Consider the following 26,386-nt stretch of genomic DNA (forward strand, 5'->3'; position numbering starts at 1 on the left):
AAACTCTCAGCAGGTTACCGGGTGGTCGATCGACGACGCGTCACCGTGTGCGGGCGGCCCCGCCGGCCGAGCCCGCCATCGCGGCGGTACCGGGTTCTACGACGGGCGCACCGTGGCGACGATGTCCGAGGAGAGCGACGATCAGGCTCATCATTGCGGCGACGGCGCCGAAGCCGAACATGACCGGGTAGGTGATCGCCGGCCAGCTCTCCGAGATCCAGGCCAGAACCGCCGGAACCCCGAAGCCGAGGTAGGTCACGCCGTAGAACACGGCCGTGAGCCCGGCGAGGTCGTCGGGTCCGGCGATGCGCTGCACCTCCAGCAGGCCGACGATCATCGCCATGCCGTATCCGCAGCCGAGCAGCGTCGACGCCAGGAGCGCGACCCATACGGTCAGCACGTGTGCCGCCACGGCCGCGAGGACCATTCCGGCCACGAGCACCACGAAGGCGACGACGACACCGCGGAGACTCCCCGGCCGGTTGATCCGCCGACCCAACGACTGGATGCCGAAACCGGCGGACAGGCCGAGGACGCAGCACAGGCCGGCGAACGCGATCGGCGCTCCCGCGGTGCGGGCGGACATGAGGGCGGGGACGATCGCGTAACCCGATGCGGCGGCACCGAAAACCCAGGGCGCCAGTGGCAGCACGACGAACAGGAAACGACGATGGCCCGCGGACGGGATGCGCAGGTCGTCACGCAGACGCCCCGGCGAGTCTTGTCTGGGACGCGTCTCCGGCACCAGCACGATCAGGTTCGCCGCGACGACCGCGATGGCGATGTTGATCAGGTACGGCAGCACATGCGGCCACGGCCCCCACTGCGCGAGCACCCCGGCCACCCCGGCGCCGACGCCGAAGCCGGCCGTGAGACTCATGGCCGCGCGACCGGCGCCGGCACCCGTCCGCGCACCGTCGCGGTCGGAGAGTTCCTTGATCCAGCTCCCCCCCACGGCCATCGAGAGACCCAGCGCGATGCCGCTGCACACCCGCCCGGCGGTCAGCAGTGCCACCGACTCCGAGCCCGCGGCCAGCAGTCCCGAGCCGACCGCCGCGAACAGCGGGGCGGGCAGCATGAGTGGCCGTCGGCCCAGCCGATCCGACAACGGGCCGCCGATCAGCAGGGCGGGCACGATGCCCAGGACGTAGGCGAAAAGCAACGCGTCGACGACGACCGGCGACATGTCGGTGATCTGCCGGTACATGACCAGCAGCGGCGTGAATTCGTTGCCGCCCCACGCGGTGGCGAACACGGCGAGCGCGACGGCGGGCCATCCGAAGCGCGCGCGGTCGGCGCTCATGCCGGTGCCCCGGGGAGGTCGTGCCCGGGTAGATCGTGAACCGCGACGAGGTGGCCGGCAAGCAGGGTGTCGAAACGTTCGGCGTCGGCGGAGTCGATCGCGTCGAGGAGCGCGCGGTGGTCGTCGAGGATTCGGGCCGCGACACTCGCGTCCCGGTGCACCGACGCCGTCGTCATCCGTCGATGCCGCTCCCCGAGCGTGGTGTAGAAGCCGGACAGCAATGCGTTGTCGCCGGCGGCGGCGATGAGCTGATGGAACTCGGCGTCGATGCGGGAGAACTCCCGGATGTCCGAGGCGTCGGACCGACGATGGGCGTCGAGGTTGGCGCGCAGACTCCGCACGAGTCCGGCCACCGCACCCGGCCGACCGACGACCGCACGCACCGCGTGCCGTTCGAGGAGCAGGCGTGCGTCCACGACGTCGCGGATCTCGCGCTCACCGATAGGGACCACGAGGGCTCCCCGTTTCGGGTAGAGACGCATCCAGCCTTCGGTCTCCAACCGCAGGAACGCCTCGCGCACCGGCGTACGGCTCACCGAGCACTTCGCGGCGATCTCACCCTCGCTGATCAGCTCACCGCCGGCGATCGCGTTTGTGAGAATTTGCTCTTTGACCTCGACATATACCCGCTCAGCAGCGGATTCGGAGGTCGCATGCAACATAGACACAAGTTGTACCTTATCAATGATCATTGGACACTTCACCTGGGCCGACCCACCTTCCGGAACGATCCCAGACGGTGAGACACTTAATCCGGCCGTAACGAGCGTCACCCCGCTCACACGAGCCCGGCCCGCGTCCGCTGAGCCCACCTGCTCGCGTCGATGCGGATCACTTCTAGCTCGCGGGCAGCGTGGCCGGCGAGACGATGCAACCCGCATTTTCGCGGCTTTTCAGGAGGACCCGTGACGAGCACGGAGGACACACGTATGGGTGAGACCCCCTACACCGAACCCACGATCGCCGACCACCCCATCACCGACGAAGAGATCTTCTTGGCCCACGTCGGCGGCAAGCTCTCGGTGGAGCTGCGCGCACCCATCGACACCCAGCGCGACCTGTCGATCGCCTACACCCCGGGTGTGGCCCAGGTGTCGCGTGCGATCGACACCGATGCCACCCTGGTGAACAAGTACACCTGGACCGATCGCCTGGTCGCCGTGGTGAGCGACGGCTCGGCGGTCCTCGGACTCGGCGACATCGGTCCCCGCGCCTCGCTGCCGGTCATGGAGGGCAAGTCCGCACTGTTCCGCAGCTTCGCCGGACTCAACTCGATCCCCATCGTTCTCGACACCCAGGATCCCGACGAGATCGTCGAGACCCTCATCCGACTCCGCCCGAGCTTCGGCGCCGTGAACCTCGAGGACATCTCCGCGCCGCGCTGCTTCGAGATCGAGCGCCGCGTCATCGAGGCCCTCGACTGCCCGGTCATGCACGACGACCAGCACGGCACCGCGATCGTCGTCCTCGCCGCCCTCAAGGGCGCGACGACCCACCTCGGCCGCGATCTCGCCGGCCTGAAGGTCGTGATCTCCGGCGCCGGTGCCGCGGGTGTCGCGTGCGCGAACATCCTTCTGGCAGTGGGCATCTCCGATGTCGTCGTGTTGGATTCCAAGGGCATCGTGTCTGCGGGACGTGACGGCCTGAACGAGTCGAAGAGCGAACTGGCGTCACGCACCAACCCGCGCGGGCTGACCGGTGGCGCGGTCGAGGCCCTCGCCGGCGCCGACGTCTTCATCGGTGTGTCGGCAGGTCTGATCCCCGAAGAGCTCATCGCGTCGATGAACGACGATTCGATCGTCTTCGCCCTGTCGAACCCCGACCCGGAGATCCATCCGGAGGCCGCCGCGAAGTACGCGGCGATCGTCGCGACCGGACGCAGCGACTTCCCGAACCAGATCAACAACGTCCTCGCCTTCCCCGGCGTCTTCAAGGGTGCGCTCGACGCCGGTGCGCGACGCATCAGCGAGGGCATGAAAATCGCTGCGGCCGAAGCCATCTTCTCGGTCGTCGCCGATGACTTGCGCGCCGACCGCATCGTGCCCAGCCCGCTCGACGACCGGGTCGCCCCGGCAGTGGCGGCCGCCGTCGCCGACGTCGCCCGCGCCGAGGGGCACTGCTCCTAGGCGCTTTGCCCACCCGCGACTGAAAACCACCCTCCGGGAGCGACCGTCGGCTATGTTCGCCGGCTCGCCTCTGAGAGGGTGGTTTTCAGTCGCGCTTCTCGATGGGTTGAGGGGTCACCACCCCTCGGTTGATCAGTAGTTCTGGTCCTGCCAGGTGCACAGGCACACCTCGTTGCCCTCGGCGTCGGCGAGAACCCAGAAGGCCGGGGCGTACTCGTCCGTGAGGAGTTGGCCGCCGGCGGTGATGGCCGACTGCAGGCGCTCGTGAAGTTCGTCGGTCGGGATCCACAGGTCGACGTGCATCCTGCTCCGCTGGGGGCGAGGTTCGTCCATCTGCTGGAACCAGACGCTGGGTAGGCGCCCGGCCGGATCGACGAGGTCGACGGGTTCGCGATCGGCCGCGTCGCCGTAGCCCAGGACGGCCTTCCAGAAAGGCCTGATGGCCGGGATGTCGAGGGCATCGATGGCGAGGTTGAACTGGGTGACGGGCGCGGACACCGGCTCGAGGCCGAGGTCGGCGGCGATGCCGGTGATCCGGTTCGCCAGGGCGACATCGGCTTCCGTTAGTTGGTGCGCGCTGTGCGTGGTGAGCACGAGATGCACCGTGCCGTAACGCAGATCGATGTCGGGGTGGTGGTTCGCCTCTTCGGCGGCGTCGATGATCTTGGCGACGAACTCGCCGCCCCGCACCATCGATCCGGTGTTGTAGGCGGCGGCGAGTCTGTCGGCGATGACACGCCAGGGATCGGCGACCATCTCGGCGGCCTCGGCGGTGGTGAGCGGCGAGCGAGTGGACCCGGTCATGTCGCCCCATGCTGCCCCGTTCCGGTGGATTGCGAAAGGGGGCGCGCCTCAGTGCCTGTTGGTGGTCGCCGCGGCCAAGGCCGCGATCGCCTGGTGCGTCGCCGGCAGGAACCCACGGCGCGCCTCCTGGTCCAGGGCGGTGCCGGCCCCGATGACGGGGTCGTAGTCGAGCCCGATCACTCCGCCGACCGCACCGGACACCACGTTGACCAGCATGTCGGCGAGGCCGTCCTGATGGGTGGCCGGTAGTTGCGCGGAGATGACGACGATCGTCTTCTCCAGCACCCCGGCCCGGTCCCATTCGGTGAACACGACCCGGGCGCGGTTGAGTAGGTCGGGTCGCGCCGCGATGACGAGCACCGGGGTGAGGTTCGGGAGGTCGTCTTCGGCGAGTTCGGGCAGCAGCGTGAGCGGATGCGCACCGGCGTCGACGACGGGAACCGCGCCCTGCCGCCACGTCTCGACGACGGCGTCAGTGACCGTCGCCTCCTCGGGCGGTAGCCACAGACCCGTGCCCGCCGCCGTGCGCAACAGTTCGGGGTTACCCGACCCGCGGAGCCGCAGCTCGATGTCGCAGTCGTTGCCCGACGCGTCCACCCACCACGAGAGAAGCCCGAGCGTCGACGACGCCCGATGCTCCGCGAGCAGCGCCGAAACAACCGACGTGCCAACGCCTCCCGCTGTCCCGCACACGACGACGGCCCGCTCGGCCCAGGCCTGCGGGTCGTCGTCGCGTGGGGTGGTCGGGTTGGTCATGTGGATTCAGGGGACGAGCATGTGAAATACGAGAAGAGCACCCGTCGGCGTGCGGACCGGGTTGTTGATGGCAGATGTCGTGATTCCGATCGTTGCCGGACCCGGGCCAGTCGGAACGTCCCACACCTTCGTCTCACCCCGACGCGTCCCGAAGGTCACTGTTGTCCATTTGTCGAGTGCATAGCCACGAAGACTCGTGTATCGGGTTTGAAAGAGTACTCGGCACTTCGGATTCCGCTTCCAGGTCGCGCCTTCTCCGCCGAACCCTGCGGACCGTGCTGTCACCCTGACCACGCCGCGTTTGTTCGGCGGCGTCTTTACCGTGACGTTGACGTTGCCGCGGCAGAAAGAATGGTCCCCCATGGTTCCCAGGTTGTTGCCGTAGAGCGCGATGTTCGGGATTGGCGCCGCGGTCGCCTGGCCAACGCCGGTCACCGTAGTCACCGCGGCGAATGCGGCCAACATGACTCCAATTACCAATTTCTTCATATTTATTCCCCGCAATTTCTGACCCGCAGGTCTACTCGAACTTTTCGAGATCACACACACGCGATTCATACTTGTAGGCGTGAGCCCCGCCGGAATCGGCGGACAATTCCCAGCCGATCCTGCCTAAGGGACAAGCATGTAGATCGTAGATCCGTAACCGGACGGTACCCGGATTGGACTGTTAGCGGCCACCGCCGTAATACCTAGACTTACCGGACCCGAACCTGAAGGGATTTCCCAGGTCTTTGTCTCGCCGGACCGGGTCCCGAACGAGACAGTAACGAACTTCTCGAGATTGATTCCGCGAACACTGTTGTAGACGTTCCACCGGAGCACACGACACTTGGGATTGCGTTTCCAGCTCGCACCCTGGCCCGTAAATCCGTGCGACCGCGCGGTGACACGGACGACGCCGCGCTTCTTCGGCGCCGAGTCCGCGGTGACGTTAATGGCGCCGCGGCAATACGAATGGTCACCGAACGTCCCGAAGTTGTAACCGGTGAAAGTCACTTGAGGAATCGGAGCCGCGGACGCCTGACCGACGCCCGACAAGGCGCTGGCAAGTGCTAGGACCGTGGCGCCCACGCACAGAACTGCTCTCTTCATACGTGTCATCCTCGCAATAAGGGAAGGCGGCCACACAGGTGGCGTCGCTGCTCCAATTGATCGGTATGGTCCTGGTAACAGGTCAGATCACGAGACCCGACTCTGAGCTAGGGCACCAGCATGTAATACGACAGACCGAGTGATTGCCGTAGACGGATCGGATTGTTGCGTGCGTACGACGACAACTGAAGTTCGACCACACCGGATCCCGTCCTGATGTCGCGAACCACCTTCTGCCCACGTTTCGGACCGAAATCCGCGTTGAAGAAACTCCATTGCGCGTAACCGATCGCGCTGGTGTGCACCGCACCAATCAACAGTTTGCACACCGGATTACGCTTCCAGCTCGGACCCTGCCCGCTAAACCCATACGATGTAAGCCCGACCCGGACGAAGCCGGGTTTCCTCGGAGCCGCAGTGAGACTAACGCGGAGTTCGCCATTGCAGAATGAGTGATTTCCCACTGTCGCAAATCGGTCACCATTGATCGAGATTCTCTGCAGTTCGGGTGCTGCGGCACCTTCACCCGATCCAGTGATCAATCCGGCGAGCACGGCGGCAATCGTGGCCAACACAACCACCAGTCGTTTTGACATCAGTACTCAACTCACTCTCGTTAGCGTTCGGCTGCATCTGCGCCGGTGTCTTCGGACGGCCAGGCGATGTCGCTGCCCGGAATCGCGGTCCTTAAGCTCTCTGCGTGCCCTCGCGTCCAATCACGGACCGATTTCTCGACGTGTGGACCGAAAACGGCGTAGGGCGATCGGGCTTGACCGCCTGACCAGCCGAAGGTGGAGGTCCCAACCTTCGCGTCTACGTCGCCGCGGTGATTGACCACGTAGTCGACAGCAGGCAGTCCCGAGCGCCGCGCCTGCTCTGATGTCAAGTGGAACTCGAATTGGTTCGGCCCGTCAGCGTCAGGCAGCGCATGACGTGGACCGTTCTGACGCCACGGCTCATCCGGGTTCGCGCCAGGGTCACCGGCGCCCAGCGCATAGGCCAGGAGACCACCCGTCGTACCGCCAATGGCCGCGCCAACCGCAGCACCCGCGGCTCCAGCTCCCACGCCACCGACCGCGGCGCCGATCCCAGCACCTGCAATTCCTTGTCCGCCTAGACTTGTCCCGATAGTGGCCCCAGTGATGGCACCTACTCCCGCGCCCACAACCGCCGACGGAATACCAAGCGCGACAGCCCCAGCCGTACCACCAGCCATAACACCGATGATCGTCGCAGCAGCACGACGAGTCGCCTCGTCCTCAGGAACACCAGCAGAGATCAAACCCTGCGCGATCTTCGCCTCGCCATACGCCGACCACGCATTGATCGAGTTCACATCACGCTTCGACATCCCCTCCGGAATGTCGGTGACGAAGTTGCCCACACGGATCTTCTCCGGCGGCGGCGCGATCGGCCGAACCGGCGGAGCAACCCGCGGAGCCACCCGATTGTTGATCAACAGCGTGTAGGGCTCGTCATACGAATACGACCCAGGCGCGGTGTACGCCTGATACGGCGCCTCCACCGGCGGACCCGGAATACTGCCCGGACCCGGAACCACCACCGGCTCGACCGTCGCCTCAGCACCGGCACCACCATCCGGCGACACATCACTCGGACTCGTCCCACCCTGCCCCGGAGCCGTGTCACCCGGACTCGTCCCACCCTGCTCCGGCACCGCAAACGCCGCCCCCGCACCCGCAGTGATCGACACCGCGACCACCGCCGACGTCACCGACAGCAATGGACCACTCGGCACCCGACGCTTCCGATGCCGACCCCGACCATGCCTCATTACTCAACTACCTCTCTCGTGCGCCCACGGCGGGCGAAATCTCACTCAACCGATCGGATGGACTGGATATAGGACTTGCCGCCGGAGCTGTCGTGCGATTCGTGGTTGCCGCGGCCAAGGCCGCGATCGCCTGGTGCGTCGCCGGCAGGAACCCACGGCGCGCCTCCTGGTCCAGGGCGGTGCCGGCCCCGATGACGGGGTCGTAGTCGAGCCCGATCACTCCGCCGACCGCACCGGACACCACGTTGACCAGCATGTCGGCGAGGCCGTCCTGATGGGTGGCCGGTAGTTGCGCGGAGATGACGACGATCGTCTTCTCCAGCACCCCGGCCCGGTCCCATTCGGTGAACACGACCCGGGCGCGGTTGAGTAGGTCGGGTCGCGCCGCGATGACGAGCACCGGGGTGAGGTTCGGGAGGTCGTCTTCGGCGAGTTCGGGCAGCAGCGTGAGCGGATGCGCACCGGCGTCGACGACGGGAACCGCGCCCTGCCGCCACGTCTCGACGACGGCGTCAGTGACCGTCGCCTCCTCGGGCGGTAGCCACAGACCCGTGCCCGCCGCCGTGCGCAGCAGTTCGGGGCTACCCGACCCGCGGAGCCGCAGCTCGACGTCGCAGTCGTTCCCCGACGCGTCCACCCACCACGAGAGCAGCCGAGCGTCGACGACGCCCGATGCTCCGCGAGCAGGGCCGTAACAACCGACGTGCCAACGCCTCCCGCTGTCCCGCACACGACGACGGCCCGCTCGGCCCAGGCCTGCGGGTCGCCGTCGCGGGGTGTGGTCGGGTTGGTCATACGGGGTCTGCGACAACCACCGTCAGTACAGCTGCAATACGTCTTGACATCAGAAGCTCAACTCGATTCGTAAGCTACGGCACGAGCATGTAGTGGGAGACTCCGTAGGACTGCATGACGCGAACGGGGTTGTTCCGCGCATACGAGACGGCCTGGAACTGAACAAGACCGGACCCGGTCCGGATGTCGTGGACCACCTTCTGTCCGCGGCGCGGTCCAAAATCGGCGTTGAAGAAGTTCCATTTGGCATACGCCTCGATGCTCGTATGCACTGTGCCGATCAGAAGCTTGCACACCGGCTTCCGCTTCCAGCTCGGACCGTTTCCTATGAAGCCAGAAGACGTGAGGGTGACTCGAACGACCCCGCGCTTGGACGGGGCGGCGGTCAAGCCCACATGCAGGACCCCCCTGCAGTAGGAATGATCGCCAAAGGTTCCCATGGTGTCGCCGGTAATACCTATGCGGGGCAACTGTGGTGCAGCATCGCTCTCCCCAGCTCCGACAATCAGACCCGCGGACACCACGATGAGGGCGACCGCTAGGCATAGCAAGCGTTTCAATTTCTACAGAGCTCCAATTCTCAGTGATTTACGGCCGTGGAGTGGCCACCTTCGGCCGGCCAAAGGACGTCACTCCCGGGGAATGCATTCTGCAGGCTGTCAGATTGTGCGCGAGTCCAATCACGAACCGACTTCTCCACGTGGGGACCAAGCACGGTATATGGCGACCTGGCCTGAACCCCGGACCATTCAAAGGTCGAAGCTCCGATCTTTGCGTCAACGTCGCCACGATGGTTCACCACGTAGTCCACCGCTGGCAATCCCGAGCGGCGTGCATGCTCTGCCGATAAATGAAACTCGAACTGGTTTTGCCCTTCAGCCTCCGGAAGCGCGTGACGCGGGCCATTCGGACGCCACGGCTCGCTCGGGTTCGCGCCGGGATCCCCCGCTCCAAGCGCGTATGCGAGTGCTCCGCCAGCCGTCCCGGCGATCGCGAACCCGACCGCAGCCCCGGCAGCGCCCGCCCCGATACCGCCAATTGCGGCGCCTGCCCCAGCTCCGATAGCCGCCCCTGTCAAACCCATCACGCCCCCGAAGAAGGGTGACGAACCGATGAGCGCACCCGTCGCAGCACCAATCGGCGCGCCAACGACCGCGCCCACAACCGCCGACGGAATACCAAGCGCGACAGCCCCAGCCGTACCACCGGCCATCACACCGATGATCGTCGCAGCAGCACGACGAGTCGCCTCGTCCTCAGGAACACCAGCAGAGATCAAACCCTGCGCGATCTTCGCCTCGCCATACGCCGACCACGCATTGATCGAGTTCACATCACGCTTCGACATCCCCTCCGGAATGTCGGTGACGAAGTTGCCCACACGGATCTTCTCCGGCGGCGGCGCGATCGGCCGAACCGGCGGAGCAACCCGCGGAGCCACCCGATTGTTGATCAACAGCGTGTAGGGCTCGTCATACGAATACGACCCAGGCGCGGTGTACGCCTGATACGGCGCCTCCACCGGCGGACCCGGAATACTGCCCGGACCCGGAACCACCACCGGCTCGACCGTCGCCTCAGCACCGGCACCACCATCCGGCGACACATCGCTCGGACTCGTGCCACCTTGCCCCGGAGCCGTGTCACCCGGACTCGTCCCACCCTGCTCCGGCACCGCGAACGCCGCTCCCGCACCGGCAGTGATCGACACCGCGACCACCGCCGACGTCACCGACAGCAATGGACCACTCGGCACCCGACGCTTCCGGTGCCGACCCCGACTATGACTCATTACTCGACTACCTCTCTGGTGCGCTTACGGTGGGCGGAAACTCACTCAACGGATCGGATGGACTGGATGTAGGACTTGCCGCCGATGGTCGTCGTGCGGATGACCTGGCGGTAGGTGATAGGCGCCGCGTCGGGCTGCAGTTCGGTGAGCACCACCGAGTACTCGCCCGGTCCGCGCTCGGCGACCGTCAGACAGTGCCGGGTACCGAGTGGACGCTGGTTGATGTACTGCTGCATCACGTACTCGGAGGCCACCGCGCCCGGCGCCGCGACCGCCCGTGCCGCCCTCGCCGAGCGCAGAACGTAGTAGGCGTGGTTGAAGGCGCGGATCGCACCGGCGCCGGACTCTTGATTACCGGCATCGTCGCCGTCGGACACCGTCGTCCCCGATCCCACCGGGCGCTGCGTACAGGCGGGCTCGCTCGCCACAGCGGACGTGGACGGCAACAACGAATCGGAGGCGTCAGCGGTGGACGTCGATGCCGTCGTCGATTCGGGCTCGCCGCCGCGCGTCAGGACCACACCCATGGCTGTGGCGACAATCACAAGAATCGCTGCTGCCGCACCTGCGATTCGCAGTGGTGAACCGATACGCGCGCGCTTCTCGCTGCGCGAAGCCGATCCGCTCTTTCGCTTCGCACGGACCGACTTCTCCGCCTCTGCCAGGAACGCATCGAGCTCCGACGCCGGGCGCGGCGCGACGACCTGCGGCGCGGCGACCGACGGCCGAATCGGCTCCTCGTGCTGTGGAACTGGGCGCTCGAGAACGGCCACCGCGGACGGTTGCGAGGCCACCTGAGCTGGGCCGACGGAGCGGTATCGGGCCAGGTGAGCGGCGAGATCGGCGGCTGGCGTCGCGTCGGAAGCGGGCGACGGCGGGACGTCGGGGAACCACAGTGCGGAAGCGCGCGGCGGCACCAAGATCCCTCCCCCCGGCCGGTGATCATTTCGTCGTGAAGTTGCGCTCAACGACGGCACGACGCAGGGGGTCCCCCGATGACGTCGGCATTTGCCGTCGCTGACCTCGGGACACCCTACAACAGCTCTCAGGACCTTCTCAGCTGTCATCCACAGGGGTGACAGGCGATCCTGCGCTGCGAATTCATGCACACAGATGTCGCGCTGACTAGGGTCGCGAGTGTGCTTCTCACGGCCGCAGTCGCCCGCGGGGTCGCGGACGGAACCGTCGACCTCGCCTTCCGGCGATGGGGTCATCCGCGCATTCATCCCGGCTCGAGCTTCATCGCGCTGACTCACGTCATCGAGGTGACGTCGCTCGAACGCGTCGACCCCGAACGGATCACGCGCGACGAGGCGCGGCGCGCAGGATACGACGATGCCGACGCCGTCCGGGCCGCCCTCTGCGTCAACGTCCACAATCCGACCTACCGCATCGGACTGCAGTGCATCGGCGAGGACCCACGGATCGCCCTGCGCGCCGACGATGATCTCGCGGACGCGGACGTGGACGAGATCCGAACCCGCCTCGACCGGATGGACTCCCGGTCCAAGATCGGGCCGTGGGCCCGAGAAACCCTCGACCTCATCGCGCGCCGCCCGGGCGTGGTGTCGACCGACCTCGCGGCTGAACTCGGCAGGGACCGAGCAGGATTGAAGCAGGACATCACCAAGCTCAAGAGGCTCGGGCTGACCGACAGCCTCGTCGTCGGGTACGAACTGTCGCCACGCGGCGTCGAGTTCCGGCGTCGCGACCGCGACTGAGGTCACCGAACATCCGACGGCGACATGTCGACGTGGGCATCATCGGTTCATGCCCAGCGCACACCCGGCCCGTCACCTGCTGCGCGCCAAAGATCTCGCGGACGTGCGATTCGCCGAGCCGCTGACGGTCGACGACATGGCCGCCGCGGCGAAACTGTCCCGCGCCCACTTCTCGCGGGCCTTCGCAGCCGCATACGGACAGTCGCCACACGCGTATCTGCAGACTCGACGACTGGAACGGGCAGCGGCCATGCTGCGAACGACGGACCGTACCGTCGCCGACATCTGCATGGCGGTGGGTCTTTCCAGTGTCGGTTCGTTCACCACGAGCTTCACTCGCGCATTCGGCAAGACGCCGACGGCATATCGGGATTCGTTCCTGCCCGCCTCCATGTACGCACGGATACCGGCGTGCGTTCTGCGCGTCTACTCGCGCCCGGCTCCGACGAGCCGGACCGCGCAATCCCCGGGAAGTGAAGCATCACGCGACGGACCAGGTGAGGACAGCACACGGGGAGAAGACCTCGACGGCCGCAGCGACCTACGTTGATCTCACCACCGCAACATCTTCAAGCGAAGGAAGACAACATGATTCGCATCGCCAGCGCCCAACTGTGGGTACACGACCAGGACGAGGCGCTCGACTTCTGGACGTCGAAGGTCGGACTCGAGGTTCGTTCGGACGCGTCCCTGCCCGAGATGGGCGGCTTCCGATGGCTGACCGTCGGTCCGCCCGGACAGGACGACGTGAGCATCGTCCTCATGGGAATCCCCGGGCCCCCGGCCATCGACTCCGGCGTCGCCGAGGAGATCCGCAGCCTGATGTCGAAGGGTTTCGCCGGCACGGTCTTCCTCACCACCGACGACTGTCGGCGGGATTATGAGGCCCTGGCCGCGCGGGGCGTCGAGTTCACCGAGACACCCGAGGAACGGCCGTACGGCATCGACGCGGGTTTCCGCGACCCGTCGGGGAACAGTGTTCGCCTGACGCAACTGGACGAGGTACTCGCCTAGACCACCCCGACGTTCCGGCAATCGCGGGTCGCGCCGCCACGTCGTCGGCGACAATCCGACCATGAACAGCCTCCGATCCGGAGTCACTGCGGTTGTGCTCGCGCTCGCCGCCGCAGGTCTGTGCCTCGTGGCCGGCACCGCGAACGCCGCGCCGTTCCCGGTGATCGCGGATGCGCCGACTGCCATCGCCTCTCGATATCTCAGCCCGGCAACCGAGTCGCCCGCCGGCGCCAACCGCTTCGGCTGCCGCGACCGGGCCGGACGCAATCCGGTCGTGCTATTGCACGCGACCGCCATGAACCAGAGCGCCAACTGGGCGTATCTCGCGCCGACCCTGGCCAACGCGGGGTACTGCGTGTTCAGCCTGACCTACGGCCAGACGAGCTGGAGCGGCAACACCGGTGGCCTGGGCAACAAGGAGCAGTCCGCCCGTGTGGTGTCGGCCTTCGTCGGGCGGGTTCTGGCTGCCACCGGCGCCCAGAAAGTCGATGTCGTCGGCCACAGTCAGGGGGGCGCGATCGCACAGCTCGTCACCCAATTGCCCGGACGCGCCGAACAGGTGGGCACGATCGTCGGGCTGTCCGCGTCGAACCGCGGATACTCACGGGTCGGCTCGATCACCGACCGGTTACCCGCCCGTGCCCCCGGTCAGAGCTACTGGGGTCCGACGCATCGCTCGATCCGATACGTGAACCTCGCGACGCGATTCGACGAGATCTCGACGCCGTACACCGTGACCTTGATGCCGCCCGGCCCCGACATCACCAACACGGTGATCCAGGACGTGTGCCCGGCGTCGAAGATCGGTCACGTCGGGATGGCGTACTCCCCGACCGTCGCTGCGCTCGTCCGCAACGCGCTCGATCCGCAGCGTCGGGTGCCGGTCGTCTGCGGTTCCGACTTCCCGGGTTGACCTGGGCCCTCTGGCTTCGACGACCCGGGTTTTGTTCGTTCCCCCGTCCCTCGCTAGACTCGTCTGCGCTGCCTCGCGTAGCACGCCGCCCTAGCTCAGTCGGTAGAGCAATTCACTCGTAATGAATAGGTCAGGGGTTCGATTCCCCTGGGCGGCTCGGATAAGGCCAGGTAGTCCACGGTTCTCGCAACCGGACCACCTGGCCTTTGTCGTTGAAGTCAACAGTTATCCAACGTTTATGCTGGTCCGAGCCTGTCCAGCGTGGCCCGAAGGTCCGGCGCGGACGACGCCCGCTCGACATAGTGGCGCTCGGTGACAGCCGTCCCCGAGTGACCCAGCTGAGCCGACGCTGCGCTGAGCCCGATCTCCCGCTCGACGAGCGTGCCGACCGTCTTACGGAAGTCGTGGGGCTTCACCCACTGGAAGTCATCGCCTCTGACCTTGCGCCACGCTGTCCGCACATTGGACGGGGACCGAGGAGTTCCGTTTCGCGTCGGGAACACCAGCTCGGTCGGGATCTCTCGAGCCCTCTGGCGCTCCAACGCCTCCGCGGTGAATCTCGGCACGATCACCCGTCGATACCCAGCCCGCGTCTTGGTGTGCTCCTGCCGAACCACTCCGACGCCGGCCATCTCCACGACAGTGCCGGCGATGGTCACGACGACTGAGCCGTCCTCTGTCGTCTCGATGTCTCGCCATCGGAGTGCCAGCACTTCCCCGATTCGACACCCGGTCCCGATCATCACGTCGAGAATCTCTGCTAAGTCGTAAGCGCGTTTCGGCCCGAGCCGCTGCTCGTCCTGCCAGGCCGTCACTCGGCGGCGCAACTCGCGAACCTGGTCGATGGTCAGTGCCTTGGCCGGGCGCACCGCCGCTGGCGGCTTCGAGGTGTCGGCTACGGGATTGTGCTGCACCGCGTCATGTCGGGCTGCAAGCGCGAACGCCTGCCGCAGAATCGTGCGTGAGTCCCGAACCGTCGACGGCGACCGTAGCGCCTTGAGATACGCCTCGATGCGGCCTGTGGTGGCCTCGTGGAGCCGAAGCCCGCCGAGCGCCGGCTTGATCGCCTTCTCGATCGTCCTGCGGTAGTAGCTGATGGTCTGGGGGCTGCGATCAGATCGGCCGATCTCATCGAGCCAGTAGTCCATCAGTTCCGTGACTGTGGACTCGCTGCTGATCTCACTGCCGGTCGGCCGGGACCGATCCCGGAGCGCGACTTTCAACGCGGCCTTCGCCTTCGCCTCGGTGTCACCGCTCGCCTGCACCAGGCGGGTCACCCCATCGAAATCACGAAACCGGGCCTTCGCCACCCACTTGCCGCGGGATGTCTGCGAGGTGCCGATCGCTCCATATGTGCCTAGTGGAGATGGACGCCTGGGCATTACTTGATCCTTCGATGGTCATCTACAAGAATCTTCCGCTTGCGGGCTGCTGCAATCCATTTCGTGGTCGTCGGCCGAGGTATGCCGTACATCTCGAGGAACACGCCCGACGGTCTCTTCCCCTGAACCATCAACCATGCGTACAGCTGGGCCATGTGATCGAGGGCTTCATCAGTGGGGCCGTTCGCGGCGAAATCTTCTGGCGGCCACGTGTGCCGTTTCGTCCAATCCCCGGTGCCAGGAACTGGTTCCGCAACGAACGATTCCACCATCGATTGCAGCCATTTGCTCACGTTCGCACCACGGATCGCGGCCGTGGATATGGGCGGCCCGACAGTTTCACCTGTGGAGTCGAGCCTGTCTATTTTCAGGCTGTCGCAGACCAGCCTGCCCCCTTCCATGGTCGGCGCTATGTAATAGCGAAACCCGTTGTCCCACACCTCTAATGGGCCAATCGTCAGAAGTACTCTTCCGCCGTACATCTCCCAGAGTTGGTTGTCTTCACCACCCCACGAGATCCGCATCGAATTAGCCATCGGCCATCATCTCCTCCTTGGAAACACTGCGCAGAGTGTTGCACAGTCCTACGAGTTCGTGCTACTCCTTGATGGCGGGCAACAGTCCGCAGAATGTTTCCACGAGGAGGATTCGATGCCCACTGTCGAGGATCTGCACAACGCGGGTCCGACTGTTCCGCTCTGGCCCACCGCAGGTCAGGTGCTGAGCATCAGCAAGTCGCACACGTACAAGCTCGCTCGTGACGATCAGTTCCCCGCCAAGGTCATCAAGGTCGGGGCCAGCTATCGCGTGGTCACCGCTGACCTACTCCGACTCCTCAATGTCTCGGAGGTCGCGTGATCCCAGATGAAGATCTCTGCGCCGGGTGGCAGGAGGACCTGACACCCAACCTCGCAGACGAAAAAACCCTCGCCGACGGCCAGGTCGACGAGGGCAAGAAATCCATCCCTAGCAAAGGACAATTCCATGACTGACGATACCCGCCACGCCGACAATCTCGCCAACACCCAACCCGCCGACATCCCCGACCTGCTGAACCTTGCCGACCAGATCTCCCCGGCCGCAGCAACGGTGGACGCCATGTTCGACGACCGGGACCACGACCTCGAAGTCCTCCATCGTGTGAAGCCGGACTCCGACGTGTCCCTCTGCGGGATCGCTGACGACTGGAATCGGATCGGTGCTCAACCAGGCCCAGCTTCGACGTCGGAGGCGCTCTGCCCACTGTGTGAAACGTTGCGCGCCATGTACCGACAGCTCGACATGACCGGCCTGGAAGAGATGCCGCCGCGATGACTGATCCGATCACCTGGGACCCGGTGCGCGACTTCGTGCGCCGGGTCCTCGGTGGCCGTCACACCACCATCGTCGCCGGCACCCCCGAATGGATCGCACTGCCCGACGACGACCCCGCCAAGACCATCGCGGTCCTCACCGCCGGCTCCCGCTGGTGCCTCGAAACCGAACTCGACCAGATCGACCAGCGTCGCATCAACGCCAAGCACGCCGCCATCGAAGTCGCCACGGCACTCGACTGGACCCGCGTCGCCAAGCGCATCCGCGACCGCGACCAGTTCTACCGGGACAACCCCGACCTCCGACGAAAGAAGGTCTCCTAGATGGAAGAGCCTGCACGCCGGCTCCGCGTCACCCTCGGCCACAACGTGAAGATGAAGATCATCGAGTGGTGGGAAGAATGCTGGATCGCCCTCGGCGCACTCACCCTCCTGGCCGGCCGTGAAGGACTCGGCAAGTCCACCATCGCCTGCTACTGGGCCGCACTCGAGACCCGCCGCGGCCACTATGTCATCTACTTGCACTCCGAGGACTCCCGCGAACACACCGTCGTCCCGAGGCTCCTGGCCGCCGGGGCCGACCTCTCCAAGGTCATCTTCATTGACGTCGAGACCGAGTTCACCACCGAGGGCAACGTCGTCCTCCCGTACGACAACGACGAGCTCGACGCGCTGATCGTGGAGTACGGAGTCACCTTCATCGTGTTGGACGCGGCCACGAGCGCCATGTCCGCGAACCTGTCCGGCAAGGACGACCGCGACGTCCGCCGATTCCTCGAACCGCTATCTCAGCTCGCCGCCAAGCACAACATCGTCATCCTCGGCCTGGTCCACTTCGGCAAGCGTGACGGCGCGGACAGCGGCAAGCTCATCCTCGGTTCCATCGCCTGGTCCCAAGTAGCCCGATCCGTTCTGTCCGTTGCCCTCGACGCCGACAGCGGCAACCTCGTCGTCACCAACACGAAGGGGAACTTGGCCCCGAGGACCCGCTCGGTCGAGGCTCGCATCAAGTCCACCGTCATCACCATCGACGGCGACCAGGCCGAGCTTGGCGTCGTCGAATGGCTCGGGGAAACCACCGCCGATGCCCGCGACTACCTCGCCGGTGAAGACGGCCAAGCCAACCGAGACGTGGATCAGTGGTTGTCCGACTACCTCGAGGGCGGCCGCCAGAAGGCCAACGAGATCTTCCAGGCCGCCGACGCCAACGGGTTCTCTAAGGACCAGGTGAAGCGGGCTAAGAAGCGGGTCGGAGCGCAGGCCGTGAAGGACGGCGTGTGGTGGTGGGAACTACCCACCGTCGTCGAGGGCGAAGTGATCTCCAGCTCGGACGAAGAGGTCAAGGGAGCAGAGAGCACACCCCATACACGCACCCTTGCTCCCTTGCTCCCTTCCAGGTCAGAGGGGTTGCAGGAGTGCTCCCTTGATCCAAGGGAGCAAGAGAGCGTGAGTGCTCCCTTGGCTGCTCCCTTGGCCCGCCCGACCGCCTGCTCGGTGTGCAACATCGACCTGCCCAAGACTGCGACCACCGACATCTGCGAAGAGTGCGACGACCCGTCACGGCAGCGACCCACACCGCCGCCGACCCGCCCGCTCCACGTCATCCACAACGGACGAGCAGAAGGCAGAACTACCACCTGCCCCTACTGCACCGAGCCCCTGATCTACAGCGACGACAAAGCGGACGGCTACCACACCTCCAACTCCAAGTGTGTACGCGCACACAAGAAGGGGGCCTGATGCCCCGACCCCACGTGACCCTCGCAGTCACACCACCCCGCGACCACCGCACCGCAGTCACAGTCGCAGGCATCGGACTCACCGAACCCGAAGCCATCGACCTCATCAACACCATCCAGGACCACCTAGAAGGGCACCACCATGACCACTCCTAACGGAATACCGGCCCGCACAGCACCACTCGGTCGCACCGAGGAACGACGCCTCCGAGCCCGCGCCAAGACCCGGCTCTACAAGTTGGTGAATCAGCTCCCCGACCGAGACGCCGACCAACTCCTCGCGCTCCACGAGCGCATCGACCAGTTCTACGCCGAACTCAACCACCTGCACGCTGAGCAGGAGGACGACGACTGATGAGCAAACCCTGCCTCGTCTGCGGGGAACCCAGCCCCGAATCCCGCTGTCCCGACCACCGTGTCCACAAGACGCACATCGGCCGGCACGCCGTCCACACCAACACCACCCGCTGGAAGAAACTGTCCCGCAAGCTCCGCCGCATGCAACCCTTCTGCTCCACATGCGGAGCCCGCGAAGACCTCACCGTCGACCACAAGATCCCGCTGACCGAGCGCCCCGACCTCGCCTACGACCTCGCCAACCTCGACGTCCTCTGCCGCTCCTGCAACTCCGCGAAGGACGCACACCTGGGGGGATGGGCCAAAGCCGCAGGTCAGCCGCCCGAAGGCAAGGCGCAGAGGGCAATGAAGGGGGGTCTCTAGTGCGGTCGGGTAACAAGGGGAAGCTCGAGAACGGGGACGTCCCGTTGCCTTTCAGGCCCCGATCAGAGGTCGAATCCGAACGGTTCCTGAAGTTCTCGGAGAAGTTCTTGCGGGTGCCGCAAGGGAACCGGCGCGAAGAAGGTGTTCAGGCCGCGGGATTGGCAGATGGAGATCGTGTCGGACGTGCTGGACTCGAGGGCGCGGACGGTCGGGATCATGCTCCCCCGAGGCCAGGGCAAGACGACCTTGAACGCCGCGATCGCCTTGTACGTGTTCTTCACGTGGGGTGAAGCCGCGAACGTCGTCTGTGTCGCGGTCGACGAGCGTCAGGCGGGTCTGCTGTTCAACGCGGCCCGCCGCATGGTCGAACTGTCGGAAGATCTGGCGTCGCGCTGTTACGTGTACGCCGACAAGCTGGTGCTCCCGCTCACTGACTCCACGTTTCAAGTACTACCGGCGTCGCCTGCCGCGCTGGAGGGTCTGGACTTCGTGTTCGCGGTGGTCGACGAGGCCGGCGTGGTCCGCCGCGACACCTTCGAGGTGGTGCAACTGGCCCAGGGCAAACGGGAGCGGTCGGTGGTGGTCGCGATGGGCACACCGGGCCCGGACCCGAACGATCAGGTTCTGGTGGATCTCCGCAATGCTGCGTCAGAACACCCGGAGGACTCGTCGCTGCGGTGGCGGGAGTACTCGGCAGCTGGTTTCGAGGATCATCCTGTCGATTGCGAACACTGCTGGAAGCTGGCGAACCCGGCGTTGGATGACTTCCTGCACCGGGATGCGATCACCGCGTTGTTGCCGCCGAAGACGCGGGAGGCGACGTTCCGCCGTGCTCGGTTGTGCCAGTTCGCCACCGACACCGACGGCGCATTCCTCCCGGCTGGTGTATGGGAGGGACTGTCGACGGGCCTGCCGGTCCCGGCCGGCACCGAGGTCGTCATCGCCTTGGACGGTTCGTTCTCCGACGACACCACGGCGTTGCTGGTGGCCTCAGTCGGAACCGAACCGCACGTCGACAAGGTCAAGGTGTGGCAGCGGCCAGCGAACGATGAGAGCTATCGGGTGCCGGTTGCAGAGGTCGAGCAGACCATCCGCGATGCGTGTCGACGCTGGAAGGTTCTGGAGATCGTCGCGGACCCGTTCCGGTGGACGAGGACGTTGCAGATTCTTGAGTCGGAGAACCTGCCGGTCGTCGAGTTCCCGCACTCGCCGGCCCGGTTGACCGCGGCCACGACGGACTTGTTCTCGGCGGCCACGAACGCCCGTCTGACCCATTCGGGGGATCAGACGTTGGCTGAGCATGTCGCCGCCGCGGTGATCGTCGAGGACGCCCGCGGTATACGGCTCAGTAAGGCGTCGAGGTCCCGGTCGGCCAGAAAGATCGACCTCGCCGCATGCCTGGTCATGGCCCATAGTCGCGCCACCTGGCGCGCAACCCATAAGAAGCGTTCCAAGACAAGGAGTTTCGCAGCATGAACACTGACCTACTCACCACACTGCTACAGAAGATCGACGAACCAGCCGCACGCTACGCCGACCTCGATCGGTACTACGCCGGCCTGCAACCGCTGGCGTTCCTCAGCCCCGAATCGCGGAAAGCGTTGGGCGACAGGTTCGGCCGACTCGCCACCAACGTGCCCCGCCTCGCAGTCACTTCACTGGCCGAGCGGCTGCGGGTCACCGGCTTCACCGGAGCGGACGTGTGGACCGACTGGCTACGCAATGACCTGGATCAGGAATCCGGGATCGCACACCGGGAGGCGCTGCTGCTCGGTGCCTCGTATGTGATCGTGTGGGCCGACCAGTTCGGCCGGCCGAAGGCCACCATCGAGTCCGCGAAACAGGTGGCCGTACTCACTGACCCTGGTACCCGCCGCATCACTGCCGCGGTGAAGCGGTGGGAGACCGCCACGACGACCGAGGCGACGGTGTTCCTGCCGGAGGAGATCATTCGGTTGCGGGCCGAGCAGACCGGCGCTGTCACCGCCGGCTTCAAGGTCGTCGAGACCCTGGCAAATCCGCTCGGTGTCGTCCCGGTCGTCCGACTGCGCAACGGGGACCGACTCCTGGACAACGGGGTCTCAGAGATCGAAGACCTCAAGCCGCTGGTGGACGCGCTGAACAAGGTGCTGGTCGACATGATGACAACCTCGGAGTATGTGGGCCGGCCGCGGCGCTGGGCCACCGGCATCGAACTCGAGGAGAACGAGGCTGGGGAAGCGGTCAACCCGATCCCTGAGGGCAACCGGGCGATGATCTCCGAGAACGACACGGCCAAGTTCGGGCAACTCGACGGTGCTCGTCTCGACGGCTACGAGTCGGCGGTCAACGTGCTACTCGGTCAGATCATGGCGGTCTCCGCGCTGCCGGCGCACTACATCGGCCAGTTGTCGGACACCCCGGCATCGGCTGACGCGCTGCGGGCCGCAGAAGCGTCGCTGACCGCCCGCGCCGAAGCCCGCCAGGCCGCGTTCGGCCGTTCGTGGGAAGACGTGGCCCGCCTGATTGTCGCTGTCCGGGAGGGTGCCGACCCTCAGCTGGTCGACGTTCGGGTGACGTGGGCGGACGCCGCTACCCGCTCCATCGCCCAAGAAGCTGATGCGGTGGTCAAGCTATACCAGGCCGGTCTGCTCCCGGCGTCGTACGCCCTGAAACGACTCGGGTACTCCGACACCGAGGTCACAGAGATCGGTGCTGCCCGCCGCGGCGATGCCCTGAACGCGATGGCCGTCGACCTCAACAAGTTGGTGAGCTGATGGCCTACCGGCACACACTCATCGCCCTGTCGGAGAGATCGGAACGACAAGTCGTCGCCGCGTACAACGCCTACCTCTCCGGGGCTCTGTCACGTGACGAATGCGTGCAGTGGATCGCCTCAGCGGTCGCGATCTCCAACGGGCAGGCACACAGTCTGGCGAACCTCGCCTACGCCGCGGAACTTATGGCGCAGTTGGGGGTCGCCGCCCCGGTCGTGACCACCACCCACCCCGACGACCTCGACCGCCTGACCAAAGCCGCCGACACCGCGTTGTCGGTCGCGTCAGCGTCAGCGTCGTCGGCCGCGATCGTCGGACGCCTCGGACGGGCCGAACCTCTGGAGACCGCCGCCAGAAGCTACAGCGACGCGATGGTCCGGTCGGGCAGGACCCGAGGGTGGGTGCGTCAACGCTCGGCGAACTGCTGCCAACTCTGTACGTGGTGGTGGCGCAACGGCCGCGTCTGGCCCGCCGAGCACCCGTTCCAAACACACAAGGGATGCACCTGCACCCCGAAACCAGTTATCGCAGAAGGGATCAAGGAAACATGGAAGACAGCACGAGCCAAGGGGATACGGTGACCGACGAAACCCTTGAGGGGTCCCAGCAGGACCCGGCAACAGAGGTTCAACCCGAACCTGACTCCGAGAACACCGAGCAGGAGCCGGACACGTTCCCGCGGTCCTATGTTGAGCAGCTTCGGCAGGAGAATGGTAAGTACCGGCAGCGGGCTCAGCGGGCCGACGACCTCGCCCACCGGCTGCACCGCGCACTCGTCGAGCAGACCGGCCGGCTCCAGGACCCCTCCGACCTGCCGTTCGACGAGGACCACCTTGAGGGTGACAATCTGTCACTCGCAATCGACGAGCTACTGAAGGCGAAACCTCATCTGTCCAGACGACAGGTGAAGGGCGAAATCGGGCAAGGCGCAACCCAGTCCGCGACTAGCGTGGACCTCGCCGCACTACTCCGCGGCAACCGATAGGAGAACAAGAATGGCACGTTTCAGTTGGGGTGGCCCGAGTGAGCGCGACGGCACTCTCGGAGCAATCACAGTGGTCGAGGCAGACCGATACGAGATCCAGGGTCAGTTCGTAACCTTCATCAAGGATGACGAGAACATCGTCAGCGTCCCGGAGCGGAAGGTCGCGGTCGTCTCGAAGCTGACGGACGACAACAACTCGATGTTCTACCTCGACGAGCCCGCTGTGAACCCACCGGCGAATACGCCTGACAAGTTCCGGTAACCCCCTCGGGGTATTATCAAGGGGTCGCACCTGGTGTGCGACCCCTTGATTCGTCCTGGTGGCGAAGGTGACCATTCCCTTCAACTCCCCCAGGAGACCACCGTGACTGAAACCACCGCCACCAACCCCGAACTGCTCGCCGACCAGGTATCGCAGCTGCTCGTCCAGCCCCTCGAAGCCGCCAGCGTCGTCCTGTCGTCCGGTCCGCAAATCTTCGACACTGCCGGCCAGCTCCGCATCCCACGGCTCGTGTCCGGTGCCGCCCCGACGTTCGTCGCAGAAGGTGGCCTGATCCCCGACGACGCCGAGGTCGACTTCGACGAAGTCAAGCTGATGCCTACCAACCGGAAGAGCATCAAGCTGATCCTCAAGTACACCAACGAGCTCGTCCGGCAGTCGGTCATCGGTATCGACGCCGTACTCAAGACCCGGCTCACCACCGACGTGTCCAACGCCCTCGACAGCGCCCTGCTCTCGGGCGCCGGAACATCGGACACCATCCGCGGAATCATCAACCAGCCCAGCATTCAGACTGGCGAACTCGACGTCACCGACCCCGACAGCCTGCTCGACGCCATCGCGCTGTGCCATGCCGAAGAGGTCACCCCAAATCGGTGGTTCCTCAACTCGCAGGACTTCATCGCGCTCCGCAAGATCAAGGACACGTCGGGCAAGTACATCCTGCAGGCCGACCTGACCGCCGATGCCACCTACACACTGTTCGGTATCCCGGTCACTGTCACCAACAAGCTCGTCGAGGGCAAGGCCATCCTCGTCGACATGAACCAGGTTGCCGTAGCACGCGACATCGCGCCGAGCGTCACCGTCCTCACCGAGCGATACGCCGAGTACGACATGGTCGGGCTACGGGTCGTCACCCGCTACGACCTCGGTCTGCTCCACCCCGAGGGCGTGGTTGTCCTGTCGGCGGCATCGGGTAGCTGATGCCGCCCGTGACCGGAGGGACGGTCGCCGCGTTCCTCGGCGAGGGTAACGACACCGCGTTGATTGCCCTCGCCGAGCAGCACGCCGCCATCGTCACCGCAATGGCCCGCTCCTACACCCGCGGCGCAGGTTTCGACGGAACCACCCCAGCCGATGACATTGCCGCCGTCATCACCACCGCAACAGCGCGACTCGTCACCCACCCCGATCAGGTGCCGTCGAAGACCCAGACCGCCGGCCCCATGTCGGTCGCCGAGAACGGTGCCGGGTTCACCGGCTGGACCCTCGCAGAGCTGTACGTCCTCAACCGCTACCGGAAGAAGGCGCAGTGACAGTCAACATCTCGCCATCGAAAATGACGATCACTTGGAGGGTGGCTACGGACTGCACGCACGGCGTCTAGCGGGGTGACCTGCAAAGAGGGGACCTGTAGCACTCGGGCGCACTACGTGAAACGGCGTGCCGTAATGAATAGGTCAGGGGTTCGATTCCCCTGGGCGGCTCCATCTCCTCCCGGCCACTCATGCCCCGGTTCCGGCCCACCCCTGCGTCGTCAGAAATTTGCAAACGCGGCCGCCTCGACACACTGACCGCAGGCCGTCTAGATCAATCGTTCAACCAGGAACAGGCGGACGTGTGGTCGCCCCGCGGTGCGCGACCCCCGTCGACCGAACCTGCGGACGCAGCCCTGGGCACTACTGCTGGAACAATAGAGGCCACTCCGATGTTGATTATTTTATCTATCTACGGCTCCGTATAAAGTAGGCCATACAGGCCACCCCGCTTTTGCGTATGGATGCGGAGATAGATCAAGTGTCTTACAGAACGCTCAAGTCCGTCTTCCACCAGCGCGATCGAGTCGGCGCCGACGCTGAGGAACGGGTCCGACGCGAGTCTCCCGCCGCCCTCCGCTGGGACCTGATGATCGGCGAGTACCCGATGTTCGCGCTGCTGACCCCCGAGATCGCAGTGCTGATCGAACGAATCATGAGCTTTGAGCCGAAGATTCAGTCCGAGTGGGAACATCTGCCAGGACGAGCACGGACCCACTATCTCCATCGCATGGTCATCGACGAGATCCAAGCGACCAACGAGATCGAACAGGTCCGTTCGACCCGACAGGAGATCGGTGCGGCGATCAGGGCCGTCCGGGCGCGACAACCCATCGAGAACAAGCGCTTCGCGGAGATGGCGCGTCTTTACCTCGACATCGGCAACGACGAGGCCGAAAGTCCGCATACGCTGGACGACATCCGGGCTGTCTACGACGCGGTGACCGCGGGAGAGATCCGTGATGAAGACGCTCCCGATGGGCGGCTGTTCCGGCAGGGACCGGTATCGATCGAATCCGGGACCAAGATCGTGCATACCGGAGTCGTGCCCGAGTCAGCGATCGACGCAGCGCTCACCCTGATGCTGAGCCAGGCGCGCGACGATTCGGTCCCCCAACTCATCAGGGCCGTGGCTGCGCACTTCATCTTCGAGTACACGCACCCGTTCTACGACGGCAACGGCCGAACCGGGCGCTACCTTCTCGCACTCGACCTCCGACAGGTGATCGCTCCGTACGCGAGCCTCGCGCTGTCGGCGACCGTCGCCGACAACAAGGACCGTTACTATCGCGCGTTCGCGGACGTGGAGAATCCACTGAATCGCGGGGATCTGACGCCTTTCTTGATCAGAATGTTGGAGATCATCGCCGAGGCACAACATCGGCTGCTGCTCGACCTCTCCGAACGTCGGCAGAAGATCGAGGCGCTCAGGGCACGCCTTCGCGATCTGGTTGATGACGAACAGTTTCCGCTCAGCGTAGGGCTCGACCGCGAGTCGTCACCGCCGATAAGTCGTGACGACTTCGGCGCGATCTTGTACACCCTCGGCCAGGCCTACTACTTCGATGTGAACCGCGCCGTCCGATCGAACACCCTGGCCGACGTGCTGGGAAGATCCAGTCAGTTCGTCCGACCGCGACTCCAGCGCTTGGACGACGCCGGGATCATCGAGACCGTCACGAGGAAACCGCTGCGTTTCCGGCTCACCCAGCGGGTGGCCGCGCTGCTGGATCTGGAAGGACCTTGATCTCCAGTAGCTGACCCTCCGAGTAGATGTCCCGATTTGTGTCGTTCAGACGACAGCGAGCAGCCCACTCGTCGTCTAATATCTGATCGAC

Annotated in this window: 31 protein-coding genes, 1 tRNA gene and 2 pseudogenes; 21 read left to right on the top strand and 13 right to left on the bottom strand. The window is 65.3% G+C overall.

The genetic code is table 11. The annotated features are described in order from the left end of the window. Positions 1 to 40: 40 nt before the first annotated feature. Positions 41 to 1,303 carry an MFS transporter gene (locus B1818_RS01455; RefSeq protein WP_078111744.1) on the bottom strand — a complete coding sequence of 421 codons (1,263 nt, stop codon included), beginning with the start codon at positions 1,301 to 1,303 and terminating at the stop codon, positions 41 to 43. Further along, complete coding sequence (locus B1818_RS01460; protein ID WP_058251396.1) at positions 1,300 to 1,965, bottom strand: GntR family transcriptional regulator; 666 nt, start codon at positions 1,963 to 1,965, stop codon at positions 1,300 to 1,302. Before B1818_RS01460 ends, B1818_RS01455 begins: the two co-directional genes overlap by 4 nt. Before the next feature lie 267 nt (positions 1,966 to 2,232). Here B1818_RS01460 and B1818_RS01465 point away from each other — a divergent pair, with 267 nt between their 5' ends. Then, positions 2,233 to 3,429, top strand: a complete 1,197-nt coding sequence (locus B1818_RS01465) for an NADP-dependent malic enzyme (RefSeq protein WP_058251397.1) — start codon at positions 2,233 to 2,235, stop codon at positions 3,427 to 3,429. A 132-nt stretch (positions 3,430 to 3,561) separates the two neighbouring features. Here the strand turns inward: B1818_RS01465 and B1818_RS01470 are convergent, their stop codons facing one another. The 9 genes and pseudogenes from B1818_RS01470 to B1818_RS01515 all read right to left on the bottom strand — a co-directional run bounded on the left by B1818_RS01470 (position 3,562) and on the right by B1818_RS01515 (position 11,383). After that, complete coding sequence (locus B1818_RS01470; RefSeq protein WP_058251398.1) at positions 3,562 to 4,233, bottom strand: VOC family protein; 672 nt, start codon at positions 4,231 to 4,233, stop codon at positions 3,562 to 3,564. A gap of 48 nt (positions 4,234 to 4,281) precedes the next feature. Beyond that, entirely contained in the window at positions 4,282 to 4,989 is a 708-nt protein-coding gene (locus tag B1818_RS01475; protein WP_078111745.1) for a hypothetical protein, read from the bottom strand. A gap of 6 nt (positions 4,990 to 4,995) precedes the next feature. Continuing rightward, entirely contained in the window at positions 4,996 to 5,478 is a 483-nt protein-coding gene (locus tag B1818_RS01480) for an enoyl-CoA hydratase (protein WP_078111746.1), read from the bottom strand. Positions 5,479 to 6,191: 713 nt separating this feature from the next. Continuing rightward, positions 6,192 to 6,680 carry an enoyl-CoA hydratase gene (locus B1818_RS23865; RefSeq protein WP_139114285.1) on the bottom strand — a complete coding sequence of 163 codons (489 nt, stop codon included), beginning with the start codon at positions 6,678 to 6,680 and terminating at the stop codon, positions 6,192 to 6,194. 20 nt (positions 6,681 to 6,700) lie between these two features. Then, on the bottom strand, positions 6,701 to 7,879 hold the full coding sequence (locus B1818_RS01495; protein WP_254859515.1) for a hypothetical protein: 1,179 nt from the start codon (positions 7,877 to 7,879) through the stop codon (positions 6,701 to 6,703). A 94-nt stretch (positions 7,880 to 7,973) separates the two neighbouring features. Beyond that, positions 7,974 to 8,674 (bottom strand): annotated as a pseudogene (locus tag B1818_RS01500) (hypothetical protein); the annotation flags it as partial. A gap of 74 nt (positions 8,675 to 8,748) precedes the next feature. Next, positions 8,749 to 8,946 carry a hypothetical protein gene (locus B1818_RS01505; RefSeq protein ID WP_139114287.1) on the bottom strand — a complete coding sequence of 66 codons (198 nt, stop codon included), beginning with the start codon at positions 8,944 to 8,946 and terminating at the stop codon, positions 8,749 to 8,751. 308 nt (positions 8,947 to 9,254) lie between these two features. Then, a complete protein-coding gene (locus B1818_RS01510; RefSeq protein WP_254859516.1) occupies positions 9,255 to 10,466 on the bottom strand; it encodes a hypothetical protein in 1,212 nt (403 codons plus the stop codon). Positions 10,467 to 10,507: 41 nt separating this feature from the next. Further along, positions 10,508 to 11,383 carry a hypothetical protein gene (locus tag B1818_RS01515; protein ID WP_231742338.1) on the bottom strand — a complete coding sequence of 292 codons (876 nt, stop codon included), beginning with the start codon at positions 11,381 to 11,383 and terminating at the stop codon, positions 10,508 to 10,510. 222 nt (positions 11,384 to 11,605) lie between these two features. On the opposite strand from B1818_RS01515, the gene B1818_RS01520 reads away from it, so the two are divergent. The 5 genes from B1818_RS01520 (at position 11,606) to B1818_RS01540 (ending at position 14,271) form a co-directional block, all read left to right on the top strand. Then, entirely contained in the window at positions 11,606 to 12,187 is a 582-nt protein-coding gene (locus B1818_RS01520) for a hypothetical protein (protein ID WP_058251113.1), read from the top strand. 49 nt (positions 12,188 to 12,236) lie between these two features. Beyond that, the gene (locus B1818_RS01525; protein ID WP_078111749.1) at positions 12,237 to 12,737 is read left to right on the top strand and encodes a helix-turn-helix domain-containing protein; all 501 of its coding nucleotides are present in this window, start codon (positions 12,237 to 12,239) and stop codon (positions 12,735 to 12,737) included. 38 nt (positions 12,738 to 12,775) lie between these two features. After that, positions 12,776 to 13,201 carry a VOC family protein gene (locus B1818_RS01530; protein WP_058251159.1) on the top strand — a complete coding sequence of 142 codons (426 nt, stop codon included), beginning with the start codon at positions 12,776 to 12,778 and terminating at the stop codon, positions 13,199 to 13,201. A gap of 61 nt (positions 13,202 to 13,262) precedes the next feature. Next, positions 13,263 to 14,114, top strand: a complete 852-nt coding sequence (locus B1818_RS01535) for a triacylglycerol lipase (protein ID WP_058251112.1) — start codon at positions 13,263 to 13,265, stop codon at positions 14,112 to 14,114. 84 nt (positions 14,115 to 14,198) lie between these two features. Beyond that, a tRNA-Thr gene (locus B1818_RS01540) sits at positions 14,199 to 14,271 on the top strand. A gap of 79 nt (positions 14,272 to 14,350) precedes the next feature. On the opposite strand, the gene B1818_RS01545 is transcribed toward B1818_RS01540, so the two are convergent. After that, positions 14,351 to 15,496, bottom strand: a complete 1,146-nt coding sequence (locus B1818_RS01545; RefSeq protein WP_078111750.1) for a tyrosine-type recombinase/integrase — start codon at positions 15,494 to 15,496, stop codon at positions 14,351 to 14,353. Next, entirely contained in the window at positions 15,496 to 16,032 is a 537-nt protein-coding gene (locus B1818_RS01550; RefSeq protein ID WP_139362966.1) for a hypothetical protein, read from the bottom strand. The genes B1818_RS01545 and B1818_RS01550 overlap by 1 nt, the downstream gene beginning before the upstream one ends. A gap of 115 nt (positions 16,033 to 16,147) precedes the next feature. On the opposite strand from B1818_RS01550, the gene B1818_RS01555 reads away from it, so the two are divergent. From B1818_RS01555 to B1818_RS01615, 15 genes and pseudogenes are all read left to right on the top strand, one after another. Beyond that, a complete protein-coding gene (locus B1818_RS01555; RefSeq protein ID WP_078111752.1) occupies positions 16,148 to 16,354 on the top strand; it encodes a helix-turn-helix domain-containing protein in 207 nt (68 codons plus the stop codon). Further along, entirely contained in the window at positions 16,351 to 16,488 is a 138-nt protein-coding gene (locus tag B1818_RS24125; RefSeq protein ID WP_176455864.1) for a hypothetical protein, read from the top strand. The genes B1818_RS01555 and B1818_RS24125 overlap by 4 nt, the downstream gene beginning before the upstream one ends. After that, the gene (locus B1818_RS01560; protein ID WP_078111753.1) at positions 16,481 to 16,810 is read left to right on the top strand and encodes a hypothetical protein; all 330 of its coding nucleotides are present in this window, start codon (positions 16,481 to 16,483) and stop codon (positions 16,808 to 16,810) included. Before B1818_RS24125 ends, B1818_RS01560 begins: the two co-directional genes overlap by 8 nt. After that, a complete protein-coding gene (locus B1818_RS01565; protein ID WP_078111754.1) occupies positions 16,807 to 17,133 on the top strand; it encodes a DUF2742 domain-containing protein in 327 nt (108 codons plus the stop codon). Before B1818_RS01560 ends, B1818_RS01565 begins: the two co-directional genes overlap by 4 nt. Continuing rightward, on the top strand, positions 17,134 to 18,549 hold the full coding sequence (locus B1818_RS01570) for an AAA family ATPase (RefSeq protein WP_078111755.1): 1,416 nt from the start codon (positions 17,134 to 17,136) through the stop codon (positions 18,547 to 18,549). It begins immediately after the preceding gene. Positions 18,550 to 18,690: 141 nt separating this feature from the next. Next, positions 18,691 to 18,903 carry a hypothetical protein gene (locus B1818_RS23870; RefSeq protein WP_139362967.1) on the top strand — a complete coding sequence of 71 codons (213 nt, stop codon included), beginning with the start codon at positions 18,691 to 18,693 and terminating at the stop codon, positions 18,901 to 18,903. Next, positions 18,903 to 19,268, top strand: coding sequence for an HNH endonuclease (locus B1818_RS01575; protein ID WP_078111756.1), 366 nt, complete (start codon positions 18,903 to 18,905; stop codon positions 19,266 to 19,268). The genes B1818_RS23870 and B1818_RS01575 overlap by 1 nt, the downstream gene beginning before the upstream one ends. Next, positions 19,268 to 20,744: pseudogene (locus tag B1818_RS01580) on the top strand (terminase large subunit). Before B1818_RS01575 ends, B1818_RS01580 begins: the two are co-directional and overlap by 1 nt. Beyond that, entirely contained in the window at positions 20,741 to 22,024 is a 1,284-nt protein-coding gene (locus B1818_RS01585; RefSeq protein WP_078111757.1) for a phage portal protein, read from the top strand. The pseudogene B1818_RS01580 and the gene B1818_RS01585 overlap by 4 nt, the downstream one beginning before the upstream one ends. After that, positions 22,024 to 22,605 carry a hypothetical protein gene (locus B1818_RS01590; RefSeq protein WP_078111758.1) on the top strand — a complete coding sequence of 194 codons (582 nt, stop codon included), beginning with the start codon at positions 22,024 to 22,026 and terminating at the stop codon, positions 22,603 to 22,605. The genes B1818_RS01585 and B1818_RS01590 overlap by 1 nt, the downstream gene beginning before the upstream one ends. After that, on the top strand, positions 22,602 to 23,009 hold the full coding sequence (locus tag B1818_RS01595; RefSeq protein WP_254859518.1) for a hypothetical protein: 408 nt from the start codon (positions 22,602 to 22,604) through the stop codon (positions 23,007 to 23,009). Before B1818_RS01590 ends, B1818_RS01595 begins: the two co-directional genes overlap by 4 nt. 10 nt (positions 23,010 to 23,019) lie before the next feature. Next, positions 23,020 to 23,271 (top strand): hypothetical protein, encoded by a 252-nt coding sequence (locus tag B1818_RS01600; RefSeq protein WP_078111760.1) that lies wholly within the window; start codon positions 23,020 to 23,022, stop codon positions 23,269 to 23,271. Between the two features lie 102 nt (positions 23,272 to 23,373). After that, on the top strand, positions 23,374 to 24,216 hold the full coding sequence (locus tag B1818_RS01605) for a phage major capsid protein (RefSeq protein ID WP_078111761.1): 843 nt from the start codon (positions 23,374 to 23,376) through the stop codon (positions 24,214 to 24,216). Next, the gene (locus tag B1818_RS01610) at positions 24,216 to 24,548 is read left to right on the top strand and encodes a hypothetical protein (RefSeq protein WP_078111762.1); all 333 of its coding nucleotides are present in this window, start codon (positions 24,216 to 24,218) and stop codon (positions 24,546 to 24,548) included. Before B1818_RS01605 ends, B1818_RS01610 begins: the two co-directional genes overlap by 1 nt. 481 nt (positions 24,549 to 25,029) lie before the next feature. Beyond that, entirely contained in the window at positions 25,030 to 26,295 is a 1,266-nt protein-coding gene (locus B1818_RS01615; protein ID WP_058251111.1) for a Fic family protein, read from the top strand. Positions 26,296 to 26,386: the final 91 nt, after the last annotated feature.

It is taken from the genome of Gordonia sp. IITR100 (assembly GCF_002009645.1).
Classification (GTDB): domain Bacteria; phylum Actinomycetota; class Actinomycetes; order Mycobacteriales; family Mycobacteriaceae; genus Gordonia; species Gordonia hongkongensis.

What these genes read in the sequence shown, in the direction of transcription:
- B1818_RS01470 (WP_058251398.1), bottom strand. Translation starts at nt 4,233, where the DNA reads ATGACCGGGTCCACTCGCTCGCCGCTCACCACCGCCGAGGCCGCCGAG.
- B1818_RS01560 (WP_078111753.1), top strand. Translation starts at nt 16,481, where the DNA reads ATGACTGACGATACCCGCCACGCCGACAATCTCGCCAACACCCAACCC.
- B1818_RS01480 (WP_078111746.1), bottom strand. Translation starts at nt 5,478, where the DNA reads ATGAAGAAATTGGTAATTGGAGTCATGTTGGCCGCATTCGCCGCGGTG.
- B1818_RS01610 (WP_078111762.1), top strand. Translation starts at nt 24,216, where the DNA reads ATGCCGCCCGTGACCGGAGGGACGGTCGCCGCGTTCCTCGGCGAGGGT.
- B1818_RS01535 (WP_058251112.1), top strand. Translation starts at nt 13,263, where the DNA reads ATGAACAGCCTCCGATCCGGAGTCACTGCGGTTGTGCTCGCGCTCGCC.
- B1818_RS23870 (WP_139362967.1), top strand. Translation starts at nt 18,691, where the DNA reads ATGACCACTCCTAACGGAATACCGGCCCGCACAGCACCACTCGGTCGC.
- B1818_RS01600 (WP_078111760.1), top strand. Translation starts at nt 23,020, where the DNA reads ATGGCACGTTTCAGTTGGGGTGGCCCGAGTGAGCGCGACGGCACTCTC.
- B1818_RS01460 (WP_058251396.1), bottom strand. Translation starts at nt 1,965, where the DNA reads ATGTTGCATGCGACCTCCGAATCCGCTGCTGAGCGGGTATATGTCGAG.
- B1818_RS01545 (WP_078111750.1), bottom strand. Translation starts at nt 15,496, where the DNA reads ATGCCCAGGCGTCCATCTCCACTAGGCACATATGGAGCGATCGGCACC.
- B1818_RS01555 (WP_078111752.1), top strand. Translation starts at nt 16,148, where the DNA reads ATGCCCACTGTCGAGGATCTGCACAACGCGGGTCCGACTGTTCCGCTC.
- B1818_RS01550 (WP_139362966.1), bottom strand. Translation starts at nt 16,032, where the DNA reads ATGGCTAATTCGATGCGGATCTCGTGGGGTGGTGAAGACAACCAACTC.
- B1818_RS01475 (WP_078111745.1), bottom strand. Translation starts at nt 4,989, where the DNA reads ATGACCAACCCGACCACCCCACGCGACGACGACCCGCAGGCCTGGGCC.
- B1818_RS01585 (WP_078111757.1), top strand. Translation starts at nt 20,741, where the DNA reads ATGAACACTGACCTACTCACCACACTGCTACAGAAGATCGACGAACCA.
- B1818_RS01465 (WP_058251397.1), top strand. Translation starts at nt 2,233, where the DNA reads ATGGGTGAGACCCCCTACACCGAACCCACGATCGCCGACCACCCCATC.
- B1818_RS01575 (WP_078111756.1), top strand. Translation starts at nt 18,903, where the DNA reads ATGAGCAAACCCTGCCTCGTCTGCGGGGAACCCAGCCCCGAATCCCGC.
- B1818_RS01590 (WP_078111758.1), top strand. Translation starts at nt 22,024, where the DNA reads ATGGCCTACCGGCACACACTCATCGCCCTGTCGGAGAGATCGGAACGA.
- B1818_RS01565 (WP_078111754.1), top strand. Translation starts at nt 16,807, where the DNA reads ATGACTGATCCGATCACCTGGGACCCGGTGCGCGACTTCGTGCGCCGG.
- B1818_RS23865 (WP_139114285.1), bottom strand. Translation starts at nt 6,680, where the DNA reads ATGTCAAAACGACTGGTGGTTGTGTTGGCCACGATTGCCGCCGTGCTC.
- B1818_RS01530 (WP_058251159.1), top strand. Translation starts at nt 12,776, where the DNA reads ATGATTCGCATCGCCAGCGCCCAACTGTGGGTACACGACCAGGACGAG.
- B1818_RS01525 (WP_078111749.1), top strand. Translation starts at nt 12,237, where the DNA reads ATGCCCAGCGCACACCCGGCCCGTCACCTGCTGCGCGCCAAAGATCTC.
- B1818_RS01570 (WP_078111755.1), top strand. Translation starts at nt 17,134, where the DNA reads ATGGAAGAGCCTGCACGCCGGCTCCGCGTCACCCTCGGCCACAACGTG.
- B1818_RS01495 (WP_254859515.1), bottom strand. Translation starts at nt 7,879, where the DNA reads ATGAGGCATGGTCGGGGTCGGCATCGGAAGCGTCGGGTGCCGAGTGGT.
- B1818_RS01455 (WP_078111744.1), bottom strand. Translation starts at nt 1,303, where the DNA reads ATGAGCGCCGACCGCGCGCGCTTCGGATGGCCCGCCGTCGCGCTCGCC.
- B1818_RS01510 (WP_254859516.1), bottom strand. Translation starts at nt 10,466, where the DNA reads ATGAGTCATAGTCGGGGTCGGCACCGGAAGCGTCGGGTGCCGAGTGGT.